General features: G+C 43.6%; 17 protein-coding genes. 14 read left to right on the forward strand and 3 right to left on the reverse strand.

Features of this window, described 5'->3' with window-relative positions:
* Positions 1–50 precede the first annotated feature (50 nt).
* The 5 genes from L2703_RS08570 to L2703_RS08590 all read left to right on the forward strand — a co-directional run bounded on the left by L2703_RS08570 (position 51) and on the right by L2703_RS08590 (position 4510).
* On the forward strand, positions 51–1076 hold the full coding sequence (locus L2703_RS08570; protein ID WP_248970689.1) for a zinc-binding alcohol dehydrogenase family protein: 1026 nt from the start codon (positions 51–53) through the stop codon (positions 1074–1076).
* Between the two features lie 45 nt (positions 1077–1121).
* Complete coding sequence (locus tag L2703_RS08575) at positions 1122–1415, forward strand: putative quinol monooxygenase (protein ID WP_248970690.1); 294 nt, start codon at positions 1122–1124, stop codon at positions 1413–1415.
* A gap of 97 nt (positions 1416–1512) precedes the next feature.
* On the forward strand, positions 1513–2991 hold the full coding sequence (locus tag L2703_RS08580; protein WP_248970691.1) for an ATP-binding cassette domain-containing protein: 1479 nt from the start codon (positions 1513–1515) through the stop codon (positions 2989–2991).
* A gap of 200 nt (positions 2992–3191) precedes the next feature.
* Positions 3192–3737: a thioredoxin family protein gene (locus L2703_RS08585; protein ID WP_248970692.1), complete on the forward strand. Its 546-nt coding sequence runs from the start codon at positions 3192–3194 to the stop codon at positions 3735–3737.
* Positions 3738–3853: 116 nt separating this feature from the next.
* Positions 3854–4510 (forward strand): nitroreductase family protein, encoded by a 657-nt coding sequence (locus tag L2703_RS08590; protein WP_248970693.1) that lies wholly within the window; start codon positions 3854–3856, stop codon positions 4508–4510.
* 91 nt (positions 4511–4601) lie between these two features.
* Here the strand turns inward: L2703_RS08590 and L2703_RS08595 are convergent, their stop codons facing one another.
* Positions 4602–5891 carry an alpha/beta fold hydrolase gene (locus tag L2703_RS08595; RefSeq protein ID WP_248970694.1) on the reverse strand — a complete coding sequence of 430 codons (1290 nt, stop codon included), beginning with the start codon at positions 5889–5891 and terminating at the stop codon, positions 4602–4604.
* A gap of 464 nt (positions 5892–6355) precedes the next feature.
* On the opposite strand from L2703_RS08595, the gene L2703_RS08600 reads away from it, so the two are divergent.
* The 9 genes from L2703_RS08600 (at position 6356) to L2703_RS08640 (ending at position 17763) form a co-directional block, all read left to right on the forward strand.
* The gene (locus tag L2703_RS08600) at positions 6356–7000 is read left to right on the forward strand and encodes an MBL fold metallo-hydrolase (protein ID WP_248970695.1); all 645 of its coding nucleotides are present in this window, start codon (positions 6356–6358) and stop codon (positions 6998–7000) included.
* 130 nt (positions 7001–7130) lie between these two features.
* Positions 7131–8150 (forward strand): XdhC family protein, encoded by a 1020-nt coding sequence (locus L2703_RS08605; protein WP_248970696.1) that lies wholly within the window; start codon positions 7131–7133, stop codon positions 8148–8150.
* Positions 8147–8770, forward strand: a complete 624-nt coding sequence (locus L2703_RS08610; RefSeq protein WP_248970697.1) for a nucleotidyltransferase family protein — start codon at positions 8147–8149, stop codon at positions 8768–8770. Before L2703_RS08605 ends, L2703_RS08610 begins: the two co-directional genes overlap by 4 nt.
* A 70-nt stretch (positions 8771–8840) precedes the next feature.
* Positions 8841–9293, forward strand: coding sequence for a (2Fe-2S)-binding protein (locus tag L2703_RS08615; protein ID WP_248970698.1), 453 nt, complete (start codon positions 8841–8843; stop codon positions 9291–9293).
* Between the two features lie 2 nt (positions 9294–9295).
* Positions 9296–11539, forward strand: coding sequence for a xanthine dehydrogenase family protein molybdopterin-binding subunit (locus tag L2703_RS08620; protein ID WP_248970699.1), 2244 nt, complete (start codon positions 9296–9298; stop codon positions 11537–11539).
* Between the two features lie 387 nt (positions 11540–11926).
* Positions 11927–13372, forward strand: a complete 1446-nt coding sequence (locus L2703_RS08625) for a methyl-accepting chemotaxis protein (protein ID WP_248970700.1) — start codon at positions 11927–11929, stop codon at positions 13370–13372.
* 98 nt (positions 13373–13470) lie between these two features.
* The gene (locus L2703_RS08630; RefSeq protein WP_248970701.1) at positions 13471–14157 is read left to right on the forward strand and encodes a cupredoxin domain-containing protein; all 687 of its coding nucleotides are present in this window, start codon (positions 13471–13473) and stop codon (positions 14155–14157) included.
* 2 nt (positions 14158–14159) lie between these two features.
* Positions 14160–16490 (forward strand): EAL domain-containing protein, encoded by a 2331-nt coding sequence (locus L2703_RS08635; protein ID WP_248970702.1) that lies wholly within the window; start codon positions 14160–14162, stop codon positions 16488–16490.
* Between the two features lie 10 nt (positions 16491–16500).
* On the forward strand, positions 16501–17763 hold the full coding sequence (locus L2703_RS08640; protein WP_248970703.1) for a hypothetical protein: 1263 nt from the start codon (positions 16501–16503) through the stop codon (positions 17761–17763).
* Positions 17764–17830: 67 nt separating this feature from the next.
* On the opposite strand, the gene xthA is transcribed toward L2703_RS08640, so the two are convergent.
* Positions 17831–18637, reverse strand: coding sequence for an exodeoxyribonuclease III (xthA, locus tag L2703_RS08645; protein WP_248970704.1), 807 nt, complete (start codon positions 18635–18637; stop codon positions 17831–17833).
* Positions 18637–18936 carry a YciI family protein gene (locus tag L2703_RS08650; protein ID WP_248970705.1) on the reverse strand — a complete coding sequence of 100 codons (300 nt, stop codon included), beginning with the start codon at positions 18934–18936 and terminating at the stop codon, positions 18637–18639. The genes xthA and L2703_RS08650 overlap by 1 nt, the downstream gene beginning before the upstream one ends.
* Positions 18937–18953 lie beyond the last annotated feature (17 nt).

An 18953-nucleotide genomic window follows, 5' to 3' on the forward strand; every position in this document is an offset into this window, starting at 1 on the left:
ATAACTTCATTGAGTTTGAACAACACATTTTTGCCATAAGGAATGACAACATGAAAGCCATTGGTTACAAACAATCTTTACCCATCACGCATCCAGAATCGTTAATCGATGTTACTTTAACGCAGCCTATTGCAACAGGTCGTGATTTATTAATTAAAGTGAGTGCCATTGCAGTTAACCCTGCAGATTATAAAGTGCGCTTAAATATGCCGCCTGTAGATGGAGAGGTAAAGGTAATTGGTTGGGATGCGGTTGGCGAAGTGATTGCGACAGGCGATAAAGTGAGTCAGTTTAAGCCCGGTGATCATGTTTACTATGCTGGCGATATTACTCGTTCTGGCAGTAACGCCGAATTTCAATTAGTGGATGAGCGTTTAGTGGGCTTTAAGCCAAAGAGTTTATCGAATGCCGAAGCTGCAGCCTTACCATTAACGGCAATTACCGCTTGGGAATTATTGTTTGAACATTTAGGCATAAAACAACAAAGCCCAGGAACTGCAACTCAATCTAATGAAGTGATTTTAGTGGTTGGCGCCGCAGGTGGTGTAGGCTCTATTTTTGTACAACTAGCCAAAACCATCACGGGGGCAACAGTAATCGGCACTGCATCGCGTGAAAGCTCAAGCGAATGGGTTAAAAAGTTAGGTGCAGATTATGTTGTAGACCACACTAAGCCGTTAACTGCGCAAATTGAGGCGCTTAATATTGGCCCCGTGACCCATGTTGCCAGTTTAAATAGCACTGACAGCTATTTTGAAAGCTACACAGAAGTGCTTGCTCCATTTGGTAAAATTGCCATGATTGACGATCCTCAAGCGCTTGATGTCACTAAACTTAAGCTTAAGAGTTTGTCGTTACACTGGGAGTTTATGTTTGCGCGTTCAATGTTTAATGCTGTTGATATGCAAGCGCAAAGTGATTTATTAAACCGCGTAGCCGATCTGGTAGACCAAGGGTATCTTAAAACCACATTAGGCCAACACATGGGCGAAATTAATGCGGCTAATTTACGTGCAGCTCACAGCGAGTTAGAAGCTGGCCGTGCCATCGGTAAAATTGTGCTTGAAGGTTTTTAAGCGTGCGTGACGCACTTTAATTTTAACTGTTTGAAAGGATTGATTATGTCTAAACTTACGATTGTTGCCACCATTATTGCCAAAGCCGATAAAGTGGAATTAGTAAAGTCTGAATTACTTAAATTGATAGATGTGACTCGTGCTGAAGAAGGGTGCATCAATTACGATTTACATCAAGACCATGCCAACCCAGGCCACTTCTTGATGTATGAAAATTGGCAAAATCGCGAGTTGTGGCGTAAGCATATGGAAAATCAACATTTAGCCGATTATATTGCTGCCACCAATGGTGCTGTTGTTGAGTTTGTTGTGCATGAAATGACTCAGATCAGCCAATAATTGGCTCAATCAATTTGGTTGAGCCAATTTTGACAGTTTTTTTCGTCAAGAAATGAGACACTCAGCTTATGTGTAGTGCAAAGAGGATAAGTGGTAAATGGACATTAGATTTTCACAATTGCAATGCAGTTCATCGAGTGTCTCGTTATGCATTGATGAATGGCAAATTGGAGCTGATCAATCCTGGGGAGTGTTTACTACCGAGGGTGACATAGGTGTGTTACTAGGGCAATTGCTCACAGGGCAATGTTTGTCTAAACACACTGGTTATCGGGGGGACATAACGGGTTGCGTCGCCGCTGATGTTGCCGTGGTTTCATTGTTAGAACAGCAAGCACTGCTAGAAGAGATCTTGGAGTTTGATGACAGTGAGTCGCTGGGGTATACCGACCCTAAAACGACCGTTTTTGGCGTGATTTATGCGCAATGCCATGACAACGCATTAACCCATCAATTATTGCAGCAACTCGATTTAATCCATTTAAGTCAAAGCCATTTTACCCACTTATCAACAGGTGAAGGCCGAAGGGTTATGCTTGCTCGTGCCGTTGCCACCCAGGTGCCTTTCTTAATTCTCGACGAGCCTTATGCCGGCTTAGATGTTGGCCATCGCCATACACTGACTCAGTATTTACAGGATTTAGCACAAACCAAGCAAATGTTGGTTGTGGTGTCGCGTGAAGAGGATATGCCAGACTGGATTGAACATGTCGCGCTTTTTAGCCAGGGGAAATTAGACAGTGTGATGACCAAAGCTCAGTGGAATAGCCACCCTGTGATTCATCAATTAACGGCTCAATCTGGGCAGCAGAGTGAAGCCTTATTGTCACTTATCCGTCGTCATCGTCACAGTGCCAAGTTTGCCGACCCAGTATTTCAGTTGCACAATGGCCGAGTGGCTTACGCTGATAAGGTGATTTTTTCTGGGGTTAATTGGCGAATTGATAATGGCGTGCATTGGCAGGTTAAAGGGCCAAATGGCTGTGGTAAAAGTACCTTGCTGGGCCTTATTTTTGGTGATCATCCGCAATGCTACAGTAATGACATTGATATATTTGGTAAAAAAAGAGGCTCGGGAGAGAGCATTTGGGAAATAAAGCAGCATATAGGCATGGTGTCGTCGGCTTTGCATATGCAATATCGGGTTAATTGCACAGCATTAGATGTGATTGTGTCCGGCTTTTATGACTCTATTGGTTTATATCAAAAGCCGACACAACAACAGGTGGCCATTGCCAACGAATGGTTGACGATATTGCACATGAGCCATTTAAGCAAAATGACATTTAAACAATTAGAATATGGCCAACAACGTTTATTGTTAATTGCTAGGGCAATTGTGAAACAACCTACCTTGTTGATCCTCGATGAGCCATACCAAGGCTTAGATTATTTAGGCCGCAGACTGATTAAAAACTCACTTGAATTGATTGCCAAAGAGCATTTGTCTCAATTGTTGTATGTGTCTCATTACCAACAGGATAGCCTTGAAAGTATTGAGCACTATATTGAGTTTGTGCAGGATGAAAACCACCAGGGTTATCGTGCTGTAGTGAGCGGCCCGTGTATCAGTTAACCAGTACGGCTTACAAAGCGATTAAACTGTCAGCTATCAGTTAGCAAAAGTTGGCTGTTTTGTTTTCTTAACCTGGTTTCTCATTATTAAAAAAAAATTGAAAATGTTTCAATTTTTACCCTGTATATGACGATTAATTATAAGCGTATTATGGCGACTTAGAAATTAACCCTCGTATTTAGCTTAAAAGGTTGACTGTTATGCTACTTGATACGCCCATTTGTGATTTTGGCTGGAAAGCACCCGATTTTACGTTAAAAAATCCTAATGGTGATATGTTTACCATGAGCAAACACTTAGGGGAAAAAGGCTTGTTGATTATGTTTATTTGTAATCACTGCCCGTATGTTAAAGCCATTGCTGCGCGTTTGGCTGAAGATACCAAGTTATTGATGTCAGAAGGCATCAATGTACTTGCAGTGATGTCAAATGACTACCAGGTATTTGATGCAGACTCGCCCGCCAATATGCTGCGTTTTGCCGAGCAACACGGTTTTACATTCCCGTATTTAGTCGATGAAAACCAACATGTTGGTAAGCAGTATGGTGCCGTGTGTACCCCAGACTTTTTTGGCTTTAATGCACAAGGTGAATTGCAATATCGCGGTCGTTTAGACGATGCACGATTACAAGATGATCCCAATCGTGTCCCTGAGCTGGTCAATGCGATGCAATTGATTGCGGCAACGGGTAAAGGGCCTAAACAGCAAACCGCCAGTATGGGCTGTTCGATTAAATGGCGCTAATGCCCTTGAATAATGCCTTGTCAGCACAATATTAGCACCAGGGCAAAGTACTTAGAATTTTTGTTAACTATTTGATTGATTTAACCAGTCATATTTTATTTATTACGGAGCATCACATGACTCACGCTATTATTTCTGATTTAGAAAAACGTTACACTGCAAAACGCTACGATGCGACTAAACGCGTATCAGCTGAAGATTTAGCGGTTATTTATGATGCCATGGTGTTGTCACCATCATCAATTAACTCTCAACCATGGAAGTTTATCGTGATTGAAAGCGATGAGGCCAAACAACGTTTACACGACTCGTTTGCAAATAAGTTTCAGTTTAACCAACCACATGCTAAAGCGGCATCTCATACTATTTTGTTTGCTTATAACCCTAAGTATACCCGTGAAGATTATGCCAAAGTGGTTGATAAAGGGGTTACCGACGGCCGTACTAAAGCAGAAGATCGCGACACTGCGTTTGGCGCTTATGCTTTTGTTGAGTTAAATACAGACGAAGTGGGTAATAACGCTGCCTGGACTAAATCGCAAACCTATTTAGCCTTAGGTAATACCATGCATACGCTAGCTCGTTTAGGCATTGATTCTACCCCAATGGAAGGCGTTGATAGTGAATTGCTAGGACAGATTTTTGCGAAAGAATTAGACGGTTATGTATGTGATGTGGCATTAGCATTCGGTTATCACCACTCAGATGAAGACTATAACGCTAAATTACCTAAGTCACGCTTAGCTGCTGAGCAAGTGTTACAAGTATTGTAATGGCTCAACCGTTGTAAAACGATAAAATCCCCATAAAAAGGGGCAGAAGATTGGATCTTATGCCCCTTTTTGCATCTTACAATGTCATTTTTTAACGCAAACAATGGCCACGGTTAAGGCTAATGAGTTTATCTAAAATGCGTTCGCCATCCATACGAATGCCATTGTGCTCGTATTCTGATGTGAGCCAATATTTAAGATTATTGACTTGCTTGGCTGTTTCTAGGCTGTATTGCATTTCAACAAACATGTCTTCGCTGTATATGGCTGCGGCAACAGGTACCTTGTTTTGCGCCAGTTGTTCAAGATTGTATAACGCTGGCCAATCTTTTTTAGCCGCAATTAAGTTTGCTGCCTGCTGTAGTGGTTCAAGTTGCTCAAATTGCGAAAACATCCACGGATAAACCATTTCTCCGGTAAACAGTAAGGGTTTGCCAGGGCGGTAGTTAAACTGACTGTATTGCTCACGGACCCTGTGAGCGGCCCAGGCCGATGCAGTGTGCTGGCAATAAATTGACTCGTGCAACAAGGCAAAAATGGGGTTGGTGTTGTAGTCTAAAAATTGGCTAAATTGATGCAAAAATAATGGGTTAACATCAATGCCGTGTGGTGTGTCAATTAATGCTTGCTCAAGTAAATAGTAAACCGACTCTGGTCCTTGCTCCATACCTAAGTTAATGCCCAGTAATTGCAGCATTTCAACGGTTAGCAATTCGCCTGTGCCGAGGTAAACCTTGTTGTCGAATAAGTATTTGGCTAGGTTATCGACCAGTATTCTGGCATCGCTAAAACGTTTAAAGAAATCGTTGTTTTTAGCAATAACCCGTTGATATGTCGCTTGATACACTTCTTCTGCTGTGCGGGTAAGTGATGGGATCCCCCCTGTGATGTAGGCTTCTTTTAACCCCTCTGGCGCAGCAGATAAGTAATGCAGCACGCAAAAACCGCCAAAGCTTTGGCCTAAAATACTCCACGGCTCACCAGGAGATAACTTAGTGCGAATATATTCGGCATCGCGAATGATATTGTCGGCACGGAAAAAACTTAAATAGTCAGCCTGATCTGTAGCGCTCATGTAACTTAAACTGGTGGCATTAACTGGCGTAGATAAGCCCGTTCCTCTTTGATCAAGCAATAATACTCGGTACTCCGTTAATGCCCGCTTAATCCAACCACTGTTACTCAATGGCCTTACGGCTCCAAACCCAGGTCCGCCCTGAAAAAACACTAAATAGGGCAGTTGCTTATGCTGATTTTGTACGCTAACAAGCTCGCGTGCAAAAACGGTAATTTGCTTGCTTGGGCTTTGTTGATAATCGAGTGGCACCGAGAAAAAATGTTTACGTGTTTTGATGTCTGCTAACGTGCTATCAATGTGCATATTGATCCTACTTAGTCGTTGGAAGCGGGACATTGCGAAGGGCAATGGTATTTACCCAAACAACCCGAAGTTGATTGGTATATACCCAATCAACCTGAAGATGCTCGGTTTCAGCAAGAATTTACACGCGTTTAGACAAGGCATTGATTGCGGGTAATGGTTATTCCCTTTCCAAAATCAATAACGCAGCATAAACGCGTGTAAAACTTGCCCTTTGGGAGTTTCACCGTGCTTCCACTACGTTGTTACGTTAACTTATAAGGTAGCTACATTACTGCATTAACGCGCCTAGTATTGAAAACACGGTGAAGCTCTGAAACACGTCTCTTCAAGTTGATTGGGTATATATTGTACATCATCAATGCAAAGCGTGATGGGGATCGTATAAAATAGGTATCTAGATCAACGCTGCCTGATTAAAATTAGTGCATAATTAACATACGAATACAAGCCCGAGGTTGCCGATGAAGTATCAAATCATCCCTGTTACTCCTTTTCAGCAAAACTGCAGTGTTATTTGGTGTGACAAAACATTGAAGGCTGCGGTGGTCGACCCTGGTGGAGATATCGACAGGATTTTGGCCGAAATAACCAAACTTGGGCTCAGTGTTGACAAAATTTTACTGACCCACGGCCATATTGATCATGTCGGCGGCGCAGCCAGTTTGGCGGCTAATTTATCTGTGCCCATTATTGGCCCGCATGAGGCAGATAAGTTTTGGTTAGATAATTTAGTTAAGCAAAGCCAAAATTTTGGTTTTGCGCGTGCAGAAGCATTTGAGCCGACGCAATACCTAAAAGAAGGTGATGTGGTAACCATTGGCGAGCAAACCGTTAACGTACTGCACTGTCCTGGCCATACGCCTGGTCATATTGTGTTTTTTAATGCTCAAAGTGCATTGGCCTGGGTGGGTGATGTGTTATTTAGAGGCTCGATTGGGCGAACCGATTTTCCGCAGTCAAACCATCAAGATTTGTTGCATTCTATTACCACTAAATTGTGGCCTTTAGGCAAAAATGTCAGTTTTATTCCTGGGCACGGGCCTATGTCGACATTTGCTGAAGAGCGCCAGCATAATCCATTTGTGGCCGATCAGTTATTTGACTAATCATGATGTGGCTTTAATACCATTCATAATGCGGATTGGTATAAGACACAAAATGAAACCAATGATTCTTTGCATTGTAAAGACAGTCTGTTAGCTTAGGAGTTTGCTTTTATTCTGATGGACAGTGTTCATGGTGCAACACCTTGTAGATTTACTCGACGCCTGGTTACCGACATACCAAGATGACTGGGTGATGGCAGTGTTAACCCAGGTGCAAGGATCTTCGTATCGTAAACCAGGGGCGATGATGTTTTTTCATCCCATGGGTAAAAGCCTGGGGATGTTAAGTGGTGGTTGCCTTGAAGCCGATCTTCGCCGCCATGCTCAGCGCGCTATTCAAAATCAACAAGTACTGCAATTAACCTTTGATGCCACTGACGAGTCTGATAGCAGTTATCAGCTTGGTTGCGGAGGTATTGTGAATATTATGATGGTGTCGCTCAATAAAGCCAATAATTACTTGGGCTTAGTCAAAGTGCACGATGCGTTAATGCGCGGTGACAGTGGCTTTTACCAGCTAAATATTGCTAACGATGGCGCCCCTAGCCATGGGATTACAGGGCAATTTATTGAGCAAAAAAAGGACTCGGCCACTCAGGTTACTTTAAACAGCAAAACAGAAAAACATCTACAAGCACAAAACACCATACTCAGTATCCCTTTAAGGCCACCAGTACACATTGGTATTTTTGGTGGTGGATTAGACGCGCAACCCTTGGCGCAAATGGCACAAACCATGGGCTGGAAAGTGACCGTTTGTGATGAAAGAACGGCTTATGCCCGAACCTATGATTTTCCTGGTTGCCAAATTATTAAACATCCAACCTCAAGCATTTCATTGGATATACTCACAAGCTTAGATGCTGCGTTTGTGATGAGCCATAACCTTAATATTGACGCTAATACGCTCAAGGCGTTACAACCATTGGCATTAGCCTATATTTCATTACTCGGCCCTGCCCATCGCCGAGATAAAGTGCTTGATATTGCCAAATTACATGTGGCTGACTTTAGCGGATTTTTTTCAGCACCTGCTGGACTTGCGTTAGGAGGAGAGCTACCCGGCTCGGTGGCATTGAGTATGCTATCCCAATGTCATGGCGTACTGTATAAAAGCTCGTTAACTCACCTTGACACTGTGATGTTATGACCATGGTTATGCCTGCTCATTGTGCCAATATAGTTAGCGTCATTTTAGCCGCTGGAGCAAGCAGTCGTTTTAATGGCAGTAAAATGACGGCGAAAATACATGCAGGGCAAACGCTGTTAGGCCAAAGCATTGCCACGCTTAATGAGGTGAGTACTCTGGCTAATATCGCTTTGCCAGCAGTGATATTGGGCGCACACATGACCGAAGAGGTGTTGAGCATTACTGCAGCAACTCACACAATAATAAATCCTCATTGGCAATTAGGGTTATCAAGTTCAATAAAACAGGCCGTCAGTTACGCCGTTGCACTCAATGCTGAAGCATTGCTATTAACCCTTGCTGATCAAGTGGCGCTTAGTGCAGATGACTACCTGCGCTTGATTGAGGCTTATCAGCAAAACGGCCACACAAGTTGCAGTTTTTATCATCAAGAGGTTGGCGCACCGGCTATTTTTATTGCTGATGATTTTACTCAGTTAATGACCATTGATGGTGATAAAGGCGCAAAAAGTATCTTAAAACGCCGGGCAGCGCGACATTGTCTTAATGTGGTGACAATGGAAAATGGCCAATTTGATATCGATACACCTACTGATTTGGCTGTGTGGTTGAGTCGATAAGTGGGCGCAAGTTTAACTGATTTCATCGTATGTAAATACGTAACATATTTGCCTTAATTAAGGAGTGATTATGACAACCCCAACACAAAAATTAATGGTCAATGGTAAAGACTTTACCCTTGATGCAGATCCTAATATGCCGGTGTTATGGGCGTTACGTGACATTCTAGGCTTAACCGGTACCAAATTTGGTTGTGGGGCGGGCTTGTGCGGCGCCTGTACTATCCACGTTGATGGTAGCCCAATGCGGGGATGTTTAACCAGCCTTAAACAAGTGCAAGGTAAACAAGTGACCACCATCGAGGGCTTAGAAGCGCAAAAGCTCAAACAGGCATGGTTAGCACACAATGTGCCTCAATGTGGTTATTGCCAGGCTGGGCAGTTGATGTCAGCGGCGGCGCTATTAAAAACCACCGCAACCCCTACAGATGCACAAATTGATGATGCTATGTCGGGCAACATATGCCGCTGCGGTACCTATCCGCGTATTAAAGCCGCGATCAAGTCAGTGTCGGAGGCTTAATCATGACGACATTTACCGCAGTTGAAAATATTAGCCGTCGTAATGTACTTAAGCTATTTGGTGCTGTGGGCGGTGGGTTAGCCCTTGGTGGGACCAGTTTAGCGTGGAGTCCAATGGCGCTGGCACAAGACAAACAAGCCTTAATGAATTTATTTGTCGCCATTGGTGAAGACAATAAGGTGTATTTAACTTGTCATCGCTCTGAAATGGGACAGGGCATTCGCACCGGTATACCGCAGGTGTTAGCCGATGAACTCGAAGCTGACTGGGATAAAGTGGTTGTGGTGCAAGGCTTGGCTGATAAACGTTATGGCAGCCAAAACACTGATGGTAGCCGCAGTATTCGTAAGCATTATCAGCGTATGCGTCAAATGGGGGCCACGGCTCGTACCATGCTAGAACAAGCCGCAGCCCAGCAATGGAATGTGCCTGTTACTGAGGTGTATGCCAAAGCACATAAGGTGCACCATAAAGCAAGTGATCAGTCTTTATCTTATGGTGACTTAGCGCTTGCTGCATCTAAGCTTGCTATGCCTAAGCTAGATTCTGTGACGTTAAAACCGGAAAGCGAATTTGTGCATATTGGCAAGTCACATACCATCGTTGACATGGATGCCATGCTTAGCGGTAAAGCCAAGTATGGTTACGATATCAAGCTTGATGGCATGTTATACGCCAGTATTACCCGTCCTCCCGTATTAGGCTGCGACGTGGTGAAACTTGATGACACCAAGGCTCGCAGTATTGCAGGCGTTGTCGATATCATCACCTTGCCAGTGCCTAAAGGCGCGCCATTATTTCAACCGCTTGGAGGCGTAGCTGTTATTGCCACAAACAGTTGGAGTGCAATTGAGGCGCGTAAGGCCTTAGCGATTACTTGGTCTGAATCTGTCAATGACAGCCATGACTCTGATGTGTACTTAAAAGCATTGGTTGAGAGAGTTAAGCAGCCTGGCAAAGTTATCCGCCAATTTGGCGAGTCAGTCACAGATTGGCCAGCAGATAATACCGTGAATGCAGTTTATACCGTCCCTTATTTAACCCATGCCATGATGGAGCCGCCCGTTGCCACCGCAAGTGTTACGGCCGATGGGTGTGAATTATGGGCATCGACGCAAACACCGCAAAGTACTCAACAAAATGTCGCGGGCGCACTTGGGTTAAGGGAAGAGCAAGTCAAGGTTAATGTTACCTTGCTAGGCGGCGGTTTTGGGCGTAAATCCAAGCCCGACTTTAGTGTTGAAGCGGCGGTGTTATCACAAAAGCTAATAAAGCCGGTTAAAGTGTGCTGGAGCCGTGAGGATGAGATCCAAAACGGTTATTACCATGCGATTAGCGCGCAAATGTATCAGGCTAAAGTTGATGATAATAAGTTACCAACAGCATTGCTTGCGCGTACCGGGTTTCCGGCAATCAGTTCAACCTTTGCTGAAGGTGTTGAATATCCGTCTGACGGCGAACTTGATCTTGGTTTTAGTGATGTTCCCCTTGCACTTGAACACATTCAACTTGAAGCAGTAAAAGCCACCGCCCATACCCGTATTGGCTGGATGCGTTCAGTTTGTAATATTCAGCATGCATTTGGTATGGGCAGTTTTGTGGATGAACTGGCGGTGAATGCCAACATACCCTGTATTGACATGTGGCGCCAATTGTTAGGTAAAGCCCGCATTGAAAACTTTGAAAACAACGGTTTTAAATACGGTAATTACGGTGAAGAGTTAGCCGACCATCCTGTTGATGTGGGGCGTTTTTTGAATGTGCTAGACACACTAGAAAGCGCACTTGCTAAAGCGCCTAAAGCGGGTAAAAATCAAGGTTGGGGCATGTCGGTTCACCGCAGTTTTGTCAGTTATGTTGCGGTGGCAACCCTGGTTGAAGTGGTCGATAACCAGCTTAAAGTCATTAAGTCTATTGCGGTAATGGATGCAGGCACTGTGGTGAACCCCGACAGAGTGCATTCGCAGTTAGAAGGTGCGGTGATTTTTGGCCTGAGCTTGGCAATGATGGGCGATATTAGCTTTAAAAACGGTAAAGTGGTGCAGTCTAATTTTCATGATTATCCATTATTGCGTTTACCTCAATGCCCAGACATTGAAACCCATATTGTGGCCTCTACAGCTAAACCTGCGGGAGTCGGCGAGCCTGGTGTACCGCCTGTAGCACCTAGTTTAACCAATGCGATATTTGCAGCAACCGGTAAGCGATACCGTGACTTACCATTAAATAAAGTATTATCTGTTTAAAGGTGTTTTCTGTGAAATATGTGAACATGAACACTTAAGTTAAGTTAGCTTAAGTCGATAATATTTAAGCCAAATGCCTATGTGTATTCGCACCTAGGCATTTTTTATATTGAGTGACAGTTCACCATAAATTAGCCTTGTTTGACTATACTGAACAAGGTGTAACGCGTTTATTAATGTGTATATTAGGCTAGGCTCTGTTGATTTTTTGCTGGTTAAATGTGGTTGTGTTTAACACGTTATAATTAAGGCGAATGGATTGATGCTCAGTCATTTAAGTCACTATTTGTAAGCCACTATTTATAAGTCACTATTTGCGGAAAAAACTTTGAAAGATCAACACGCCCCGGGTTTAGCTTGCGGTAAATTGCCTTAGGAAACGTCAAGATGAAACAAATCCAGTTTAGAAAAATTGATGCAATAATGATTAAGTTCAGCCTGAACGGAAAATTTTGGATTGTGTGTTCAATGGTTGCTGCCATTACTTGTGTGATTGCGCTACTTAATTATCAGCATGCAACAGCGCTTATCACACAGGCATCTTTAGACAGAGTTAAAGCCAGTGTGCAAAGTGTTGCGATAATAGCGAACACACAAAATTTACAAGGCACATCACTGCAACAGTTTGCCACAGATGCTCAGTTACAATTGTCGAGTCAAGATAATACCGGGCGTACAGGTGATACCGTTAGTGTATCAGCAAGTGTAGGTAATCAATATTTAACCCAAAGCCAACATGTTGCACAGTGGGAGCAAGAGGCTAAAAGTGATGCTCAGTTTATGTTGATCATTGCATTAGTGGGTTTACTACCGTTATTTCAACTCAGTTACTGGATTTCTACCTCATTAGGCGGTGGGCTTTGGGAAATGTACATGGCCATTAAACGCTTAGCCGATGGCGATTTAAGTTTTAGGCTGAACTTTTTTGGTACCGATGATTTTAGTTTAATTGCCAAAGACATTGATCGCTGCGCCGATAACATGAGTGAAATGGTTCAAGCCATTCGAAACAATGCGCAAACCTTATCGACAGCGGCCAATGAGTTTAGTAGCCAGGCCAATACCAATAAAGAGTTGATCGATCAGCAGCATCACTTTTTAGATGCTGTGTCCCATGCTATGGAGCAAATGACTTCTGCCATTGCCGATGTCTCTCATCATGCCGGTGAAACCTCATCACATACCCAACAAAATGCTCAGAAAATGGATCAGAGTCAGCATAAAATTAATGATGCTGTAAAAAGAGTCAGCTACTTGTCTGAGCGTATCGCCGAGTCGTATTCGTCTGTTGAGCAACTGTCTCGGGATGCGACACAAATTAACGATGTTGTGACCACCATTGAAAGTATTTCAGAACAAACCAATCTATTGGCATTAAATGCCGCCATTGAAGCAGCAAGGGCTGGTGAGCAAGGCCGTGGTTTTGCTGTGGTTGCAGATGAAGTACGCACTCTTGCTGGACGCACTCAGCAGGCCACGGTTGAAATCCAAAAAATGATTGAAGGGCTGCAAAAGGGAGCGAAAAACCTCACAAGTATCACCAATGTGATTGTTGAACAAGCCGATGAAGGTAATGCCAGTATTAAAGCCGTGGGCGATGATATTACCCAAATGGCCAGTTCAATCAATGCTGTATTTGATATGAGCAGCCAAATTGCCGCCTCGGCGGAGCAGCAAAGTATGTCTGCTGGTGATATATCATCGCAAATTAGTCACATACGCCAACAATCTGAAATTATAAGCAATACGGCAAAACAGTCTAGCGTATTGGCTAAAGAGCTCAATGCGTCATCAACAGGTTTAGCCGCAATATTAAGCCAGTATAAAGTTTAACTTTTTTGCAATAATTTATCCTGTCAGTGGGTCTAGTTTGCAAAGGCGTATTGGCAAAGGCAATCCGCGGTAATGTGGTGGCAGCGAGAGGAGTAAGCATGGCGGGTATATTGATAAATCGTGACAAGTTGAAGCAAAGTTTAACCATATTGTTGGGCGTGAGTTTATTCATGCCTTTTTACAAAGCTAACGCTCAGCAAATCACCATATTAACCAGCCAGGGGCAACCGGCAGTTAATATGGTGGTGTATTTACAACCCAAAGATATAAGCCATTTGCTTGTTGACACTGCGCCTGTAAAAGCTGAAGTGCATCAAAAAGATAAGCAGTTTTCACCTTACATTACTGTTGTTCAAAAGGGGCAGGAGGTTGCTTTTGTCAATGACGATGATATTACCCATCATATTTATTCTGCATTGGGCCCTAAGCGGTTTTCGTTTAAATTGCGCCAAGAACAGCAAAAACAACTGATTTTGTTTGAAAACGCCGGCCATGTGTCAATGGGGTGTAATATTCACGATTGGATGTCGGGGCATTTGCTGGTGGTCGACACCCCTTTTTATGCCATTACCGATGACAAAGGCACGGTTGTATTTGATGTATTACCTACAGATGAATATAGTGTGGTGGTATGGCACCCACAATTAAAACTCAAAGATAACCAGCAATTACAGACCTTGAGTTTGCCAAGTGAGCAAATGGTGTCAATCACCTTAGATGCCGAGTTTGATAATATTCCTAAGCAACAAAGTTTAGATGAATTTGACTTTCTAGAAGGATACTAATATTGGTATTGTTTAATCGTCTTCAGACACGGATTTTTGCGTTTTTTGTATTGTTGATAATTGCTGTATTGGCATTGTCTTTTTGGCTTTCTTATCAATCTAACCAACGCCTAGAGCAACAATTTGTTGCCAACCAACTCGAGGTGGCGAGCGTTGTGTTTGAATCGCAGTACGATAACCGTAATTATTACCTGGCGGCGTTTGCTTCTACCGCGGCAAAAGATTTTGGCTTAAAAGATATTTTTATTGATGGGGATAATCGCAGTTTTTTGGTGGCATTAAATAACCATCGCAGTCGAATTAACGCCTCATTAGCCATGGCTGTGTCGGGTGATGGCAGCATTATTGGCCAACTCGTTGCGTCACAAGATGAACTGGGTAAAGAGGTGGTTGCATTAGGTTCAGAGCAAAACACGTCTTTTCGTTATAAATTACATTCCGAGTTTGATCACATTAGCCCCTTTTATTTACTTGACGGTAAATTGTACCAAATTAAATTTTCGCCGCTGACTAGCGGCGGTAATAGTGTCATTGGCTGGGTGGGTTTTGGTTTTCTTATTGGTGATGCATTAGCTAACTCATTGCATAAGCTTACCGGTTTGAACAGTGGTTTTATGTTGTTAGACCAAGGTCAGGTTTCTGAAGTTGGTCATTCAGGCTTTCCGTTAGAGCGCCATGAGTCTCAATTGCTTACAGAGTATATTGTGGAGGGTAAAGTCGATAAAAACGTTATTTTGTGGAAGCAGTTTTTAGGGCAGGTTGATGGTAAATCATTGCATGCCTATATGTACAAGTCGCGTTCAGATTTACTGGCATCGTTAGAGTCGCAATGGTTGCAACAGGTGGCCATTTTGGTGTTGATGTTACCCGTTTCACTATTATTAGCCTTTTGGATTTCTGGCTCTATTACTCGTCCTATCAAGCAACTAATTGAGCAGGCTCGTTATATTGCCAAAGGCAATTATCATTCTAATGTGAGCGTTGACTCTAGTGTTGAGTTACAACAACTGGCGAGTGAGTTTACCTCAATGCAGCAAGCCATTGTGGCGCGTGAAAAAGCCATTGAACATCAGGCATTTCACGATCCACTTACCAACCTAGCTAACCGTAACGAACTGCAAAGAGTGTGTGAACCCTGGTTAACGTCGGGGTCGAATATGGCAATTTGTTTAATCAATATTCGCCGCATGACCGAAGTGAACGTGACCTTAGGCCATGCCGTGGGTGATGAGGTGATTAAAGAAGTGGCTAAGCGTCTGTGCCAAATTAATCCTAAGGCATTAGCGTGCAGATTGTCAGGCGATGAATTTGTATTGGCGTTTAAAGAGTATGATTATTCATCCTTTGAAGCTTTTTTAGCTATGCTGCAAGCGCACATTTCGCAAGATTATCACTATCAGGACATTTTGCTGCATTTGCAATTTACCGCTGGCGTAAGCTTTTATCAGCCGGGGATGGATATTGTGACCTTGTTAAGACAGGCCGACACTGCATTGCAGCATGCTAAAATCAATAAGCGCGATTATCAAATTTACGACACTCATATCGACAAAAACAGCATTGAGCGTTTTCAGTTAATTAACGAATTAAAAGTAGCGATTGAGCAAAGCCAATTGGTGCTTTACTACCAGCCCAAATTGAATTTAGCCTTGCAAAAAATCACTCATGTTGAAGCACTGGTGCGTTGGGTGCATCCTAGCCGCGGCATTATTCCGCCCGATACCTTTATCCCCATTGCGGAAAAAACCATGCAAATGGATGCGTTAACCCGCTGGGTGATGAAAGAGGCGATGGCGCAATATCATCGTTGGCAAGCTCAAGGTATCGACATGTGTATTGCGGTGAATATTTCTGCTGAAAATTTAAAAGACGAGCAGTTTTGTTATTGGGTGATTGATACCTTGGCACAGCAACATGTTCCTGTGTCGGCCATTACGTTAGAGATCACTGAAGATGCTGTTGTGTCCGACCCAGAATTAGCCCTTAAACAGTTGTCTTTACTGCGTGAAAATGGCTTAACGTTATCGATTGATGACTATGGCACAGGCTATTCTTCACTTGCACAATTAAAACAGCTACCCGTTGATGAGTTAAAAATTGATAAATCGTTTGTGCAAAAACTGCTCCAAAACGAAGCAGATCAAATTATTGTGCAATCAACATTACAATTGGCTCATAATTTAGGGTTGAAAGTAGTGGCCGAAGGAATAGAAGATAAAGCCACCTTGTTGTGGCTTACTGAGCGACATTGTGAGATGGCACAAGGGTTTTATTTGTCTAGGCCATTACCAGAGCAACAATTTAACGATTGGTTAAGTCAATCAATCTATTAACGGGAGAATGATGATTTACCGCTTAACCAGCCTTAGCGCCTGCTTGATTGCCATACTGTATCCTGGAAGTATTAAGGCGACAGAGTGGCACGATATTGAGCATCACTTCAGTGGTGTCGTCGACACGCGTGTTGGGTATGTTGACAGCGACAAGTCTTATTTAACGGGTGGGTTGGGTAAATTGAGTGCAGATGCTGGTACACAGGTCTCCTTATCGCAATTGGGGCTCAGTTATCAGGCGCAATGGGGCGACGCATGGTCTAGTCGTTTGGTGGCCAATGCCTATGTCGATGGCATTAATAATGGTGTTGGGTTAACTGAAGCCATGGTGCGCTACCGTGATATTCCAACTGAGTCGGGTATTCGTGTCGATGTTGAGTTTGGTTTGATGTATCCCAACATCTCATTAGAAAACGTTGCAACTGCGTGGGCATCTCCTTACAGCTTAACCTATTCGACCATCAACAGCTGGCTCGGCGAAGAAGTGAGGCATATTGGGTTATCAACCACGATTGAGTTTTTAGGTAAATACCGGCAATCAGCCCATGATTTTTCGTTAACCGGCGAAGCATTGATGTACAACGACACCTCGGGAGCGATGCTCGCCTGGCATGGTTGGACCCAAAGTTCACGGCAAACATTATTGCAAGAAACCATTCCCATTACCGCTATTCCTGCAATGCAACCCGGTGGTATGCTCGCAGAGCAAGCGGCTAACTCTGACCCCTTTACTGAGCTTGATGACCGTATTGGCGGGCATGTTGTGGCTAAATGGACCTGGCGTAATCACGGCAGTATGCAAGCAGGATACTACGACAACAATGCTAACACCCATATTGTGAAACAAGGCCAGTATGCCTGGTTAACCCAATTTGGCCATGTGGGCGCGAAATGGTTGCTACCTTATGGGGTGAACCTTGTCAGTCAGTATATGCAGGGCAGCACGTTAATGACCAATACTGACGGTGTGCCTGTGGTCGATAACGATTTTCACTCTGGCTATATTATGCTGAACAAAGGTTGGTCGCAGCATAGAGTCAGTGTGCGTATAGAAGACTTTTCGGTGACCGATAATGACGACACGCCAGAGGATAATAACAACGAAGATGGCCAGTCGATGACTTTAGCTTATCAATATCAACTTGATAGACCTTGGTTTATCCAGCTTGAATACAATGTGATTGACTCAACTCGCCCGGCAAGAAGGTACCTTAATCTGCCTATCGATCTGATTGAGCAGCAATGGCAATTGTCGAGCCGCTACTTTTTTTAACCCAATAAAAAATGCTACACCGCTATTGGCGTAGCATTGTATGTATTATTTACGAGTTAACTAAGACTTAACTCAATGTGGTCCAAATAGGCGCATGATCAGACGGTTTGTCGATACCGCGTAAATCATAGTCTACGTCAGACTCAACCACGCGAGACACCAAAGATTGGGTCACTAAAATAACATCAATACGCAGGCCGCGATTATCATCAAAGCCTTTACTGCGATAGTCAAACCACGAGTAACGCTCAGTGCGGCTTGGGTGTAAATGACGGAAACTGTCAATAAAGCCCCATTGTTGCAGGCGCGCTAACCATTCACGTTCTTCTGGTTGAAAACTGCATTTGCCGGTTTTTAACCAACGTTTTGCATTCACATCACCAATGCCGATGTCTAAGTCAGTGGGTGAAATATTAATATCACCAATAATTGCGATGTCTTCATCTGCCTGGTGGTGCTTTTCTAGGTGCTGCATTAAGTCTTGATAAAACTTACGCTTGGCTGGGTATTTGGTTTCATGGTTGATGTTTTCACCTTGCGGGAAATAACCATTAAATACCGTCAACGTACGGCCATTATCTTGTTTGAACTGACCAATGATTAAGCGGCGCTGGGCGTCTTCATCGTCGGTTTCAAAGCCTTTAATAATATTAAGCGGCTCTGCTTTAGACAGCATAGCGACACCATAATGGGCTTTGCCACCATGGTAATGCACTTTATAACCCATGGCTTCAACGTCGGCGACGGGAAAAGCTTCGTCGTGTACTTTGGTTTCTTGCAGGCCAATGATGTCAGGCGAGTGGCTGTCGATTAGCGCTTGCAGTTGATGCAAGCGCGCCCGTAAACCATTAATGTTAAAAGAGACAATTTTCATTAAGGTAATACCCGTTTAAATGGCTTAACGATAACGCTTTTGTATACACCTGCACCAATATAAGGGTCAACGTCAGCCCAAGCTTGTGCGGCCTCTAAAGACGGAAAGTCAGCAACAACGAGTGATCCGGTAAAGCCGGCTTCACCGGGGTTTTCATTGTCTATGGCTGGGTGTGGTCCGGCCGTTAATAAACGACCTTCATCGGCTAACGCTTGTAGGCGCGCTAAATGATCTGCACGCACGGATAAGCGTTTTTCTAAACTGTTTTCAACGTCTTGAGATGAAATCATATACCACATATTGACGGCTTCCTTTT

It is taken from the genome of Shewanella basaltis, assembly GCF_023283885.1.
Classification (GTDB): domain Bacteria; phylum Pseudomonadota; class Gammaproteobacteria; order Enterobacterales; family Shewanellaceae; genus Shewanella; species Shewanella basaltis.

Coding starts and splice junctions, on each gene's coding strand:
- L2703_RS08570 (WP_248970689.1), top strand. CDS start 51: ATGAAAGCCATTGGTTACAAACAATCTTTACCCATCACGCATCCAGAA.
- L2703_RS08575 (WP_248970690.1), top strand. CDS start 1,122: ATGTCTAAACTTACGATTGTTGCCACCATTATTGCCAAAGCCGATAAA.
- L2703_RS08580 (WP_248970691.1), top strand. CDS start 1,513: ATGGACATTAGATTTTCACAATTGCAATGCAGTTCATCGAGTGTCTCG.
- L2703_RS08585 (WP_248970692.1), top strand. CDS start 3,192: ATGCTACTTGATACGCCCATTTGTGATTTTGGCTGGAAAGCACCCGAT.
- L2703_RS08590 (WP_248970693.1), top strand. CDS start 3,854: ATGACTCACGCTATTATTTCTGATTTAGAAAAACGTTACACTGCAAAA.
- L2703_RS08595 (WP_248970694.1), bottom strand. CDS start 5,891: ATGCACATTGATAGCACGTTAGCAGACATCAAAACACGTAAACATTTT.
- L2703_RS08600 (WP_248970695.1), top strand. CDS start 6,356: ATGAAGTATCAAATCATCCCTGTTACTCCTTTTCAGCAAAACTGCAGT.
- L2703_RS08605 (WP_248970696.1), top strand. CDS start 7,131: ATGGTGCAACACCTTGTAGATTTACTCGACGCCTGGTTACCGACATAC.
- L2703_RS08610 (WP_248970697.1), top strand. CDS start 8,147: ATGACCATGGTTATGCCTGCTCATTGTGCCAATATAGTTAGCGTCATT.
- L2703_RS08615 (WP_248970698.1), top strand. CDS start 8,841: ATGACAACCCCAACACAAAAATTAATGGTCAATGGTAAAGACTTTACC.
- L2703_RS08620 (WP_248970699.1), top strand. CDS start 9,296: ATGACGACATTTACCGCAGTTGAAAATATTAGCCGTCGTAATGTACTT.
- L2703_RS08625 (WP_248970700.1), top strand. CDS start 11,927: ATGAAACAAATCCAGTTTAGAAAAATTGATGCAATAATGATTAAGTTC.
- L2703_RS08630 (WP_248970701.1), top strand. CDS start 13,471: ATGGCGGGTATATTGATAAATCGTGACAAGTTGAAGCAAAGTTTAACC.
- L2703_RS08640 (WP_248970703.1), top strand. CDS start 16,501: ATGATTTACCGCTTAACCAGCCTTAGCGCCTGCTTGATTGCCATACTG.
- xthA (WP_248970704.1), bottom strand. CDS start 18,637: ATGAAAATTGTCTCTTTTAACATTAATGGTTTACGGGCGCGCTTGCAT.
- L2703_RS08650 (WP_248970705.1), bottom strand. CDS start 18,936: ATGTGGTATATGATTTCATCTCAAGACGTTGAAAACAGTTTAGAAAAA.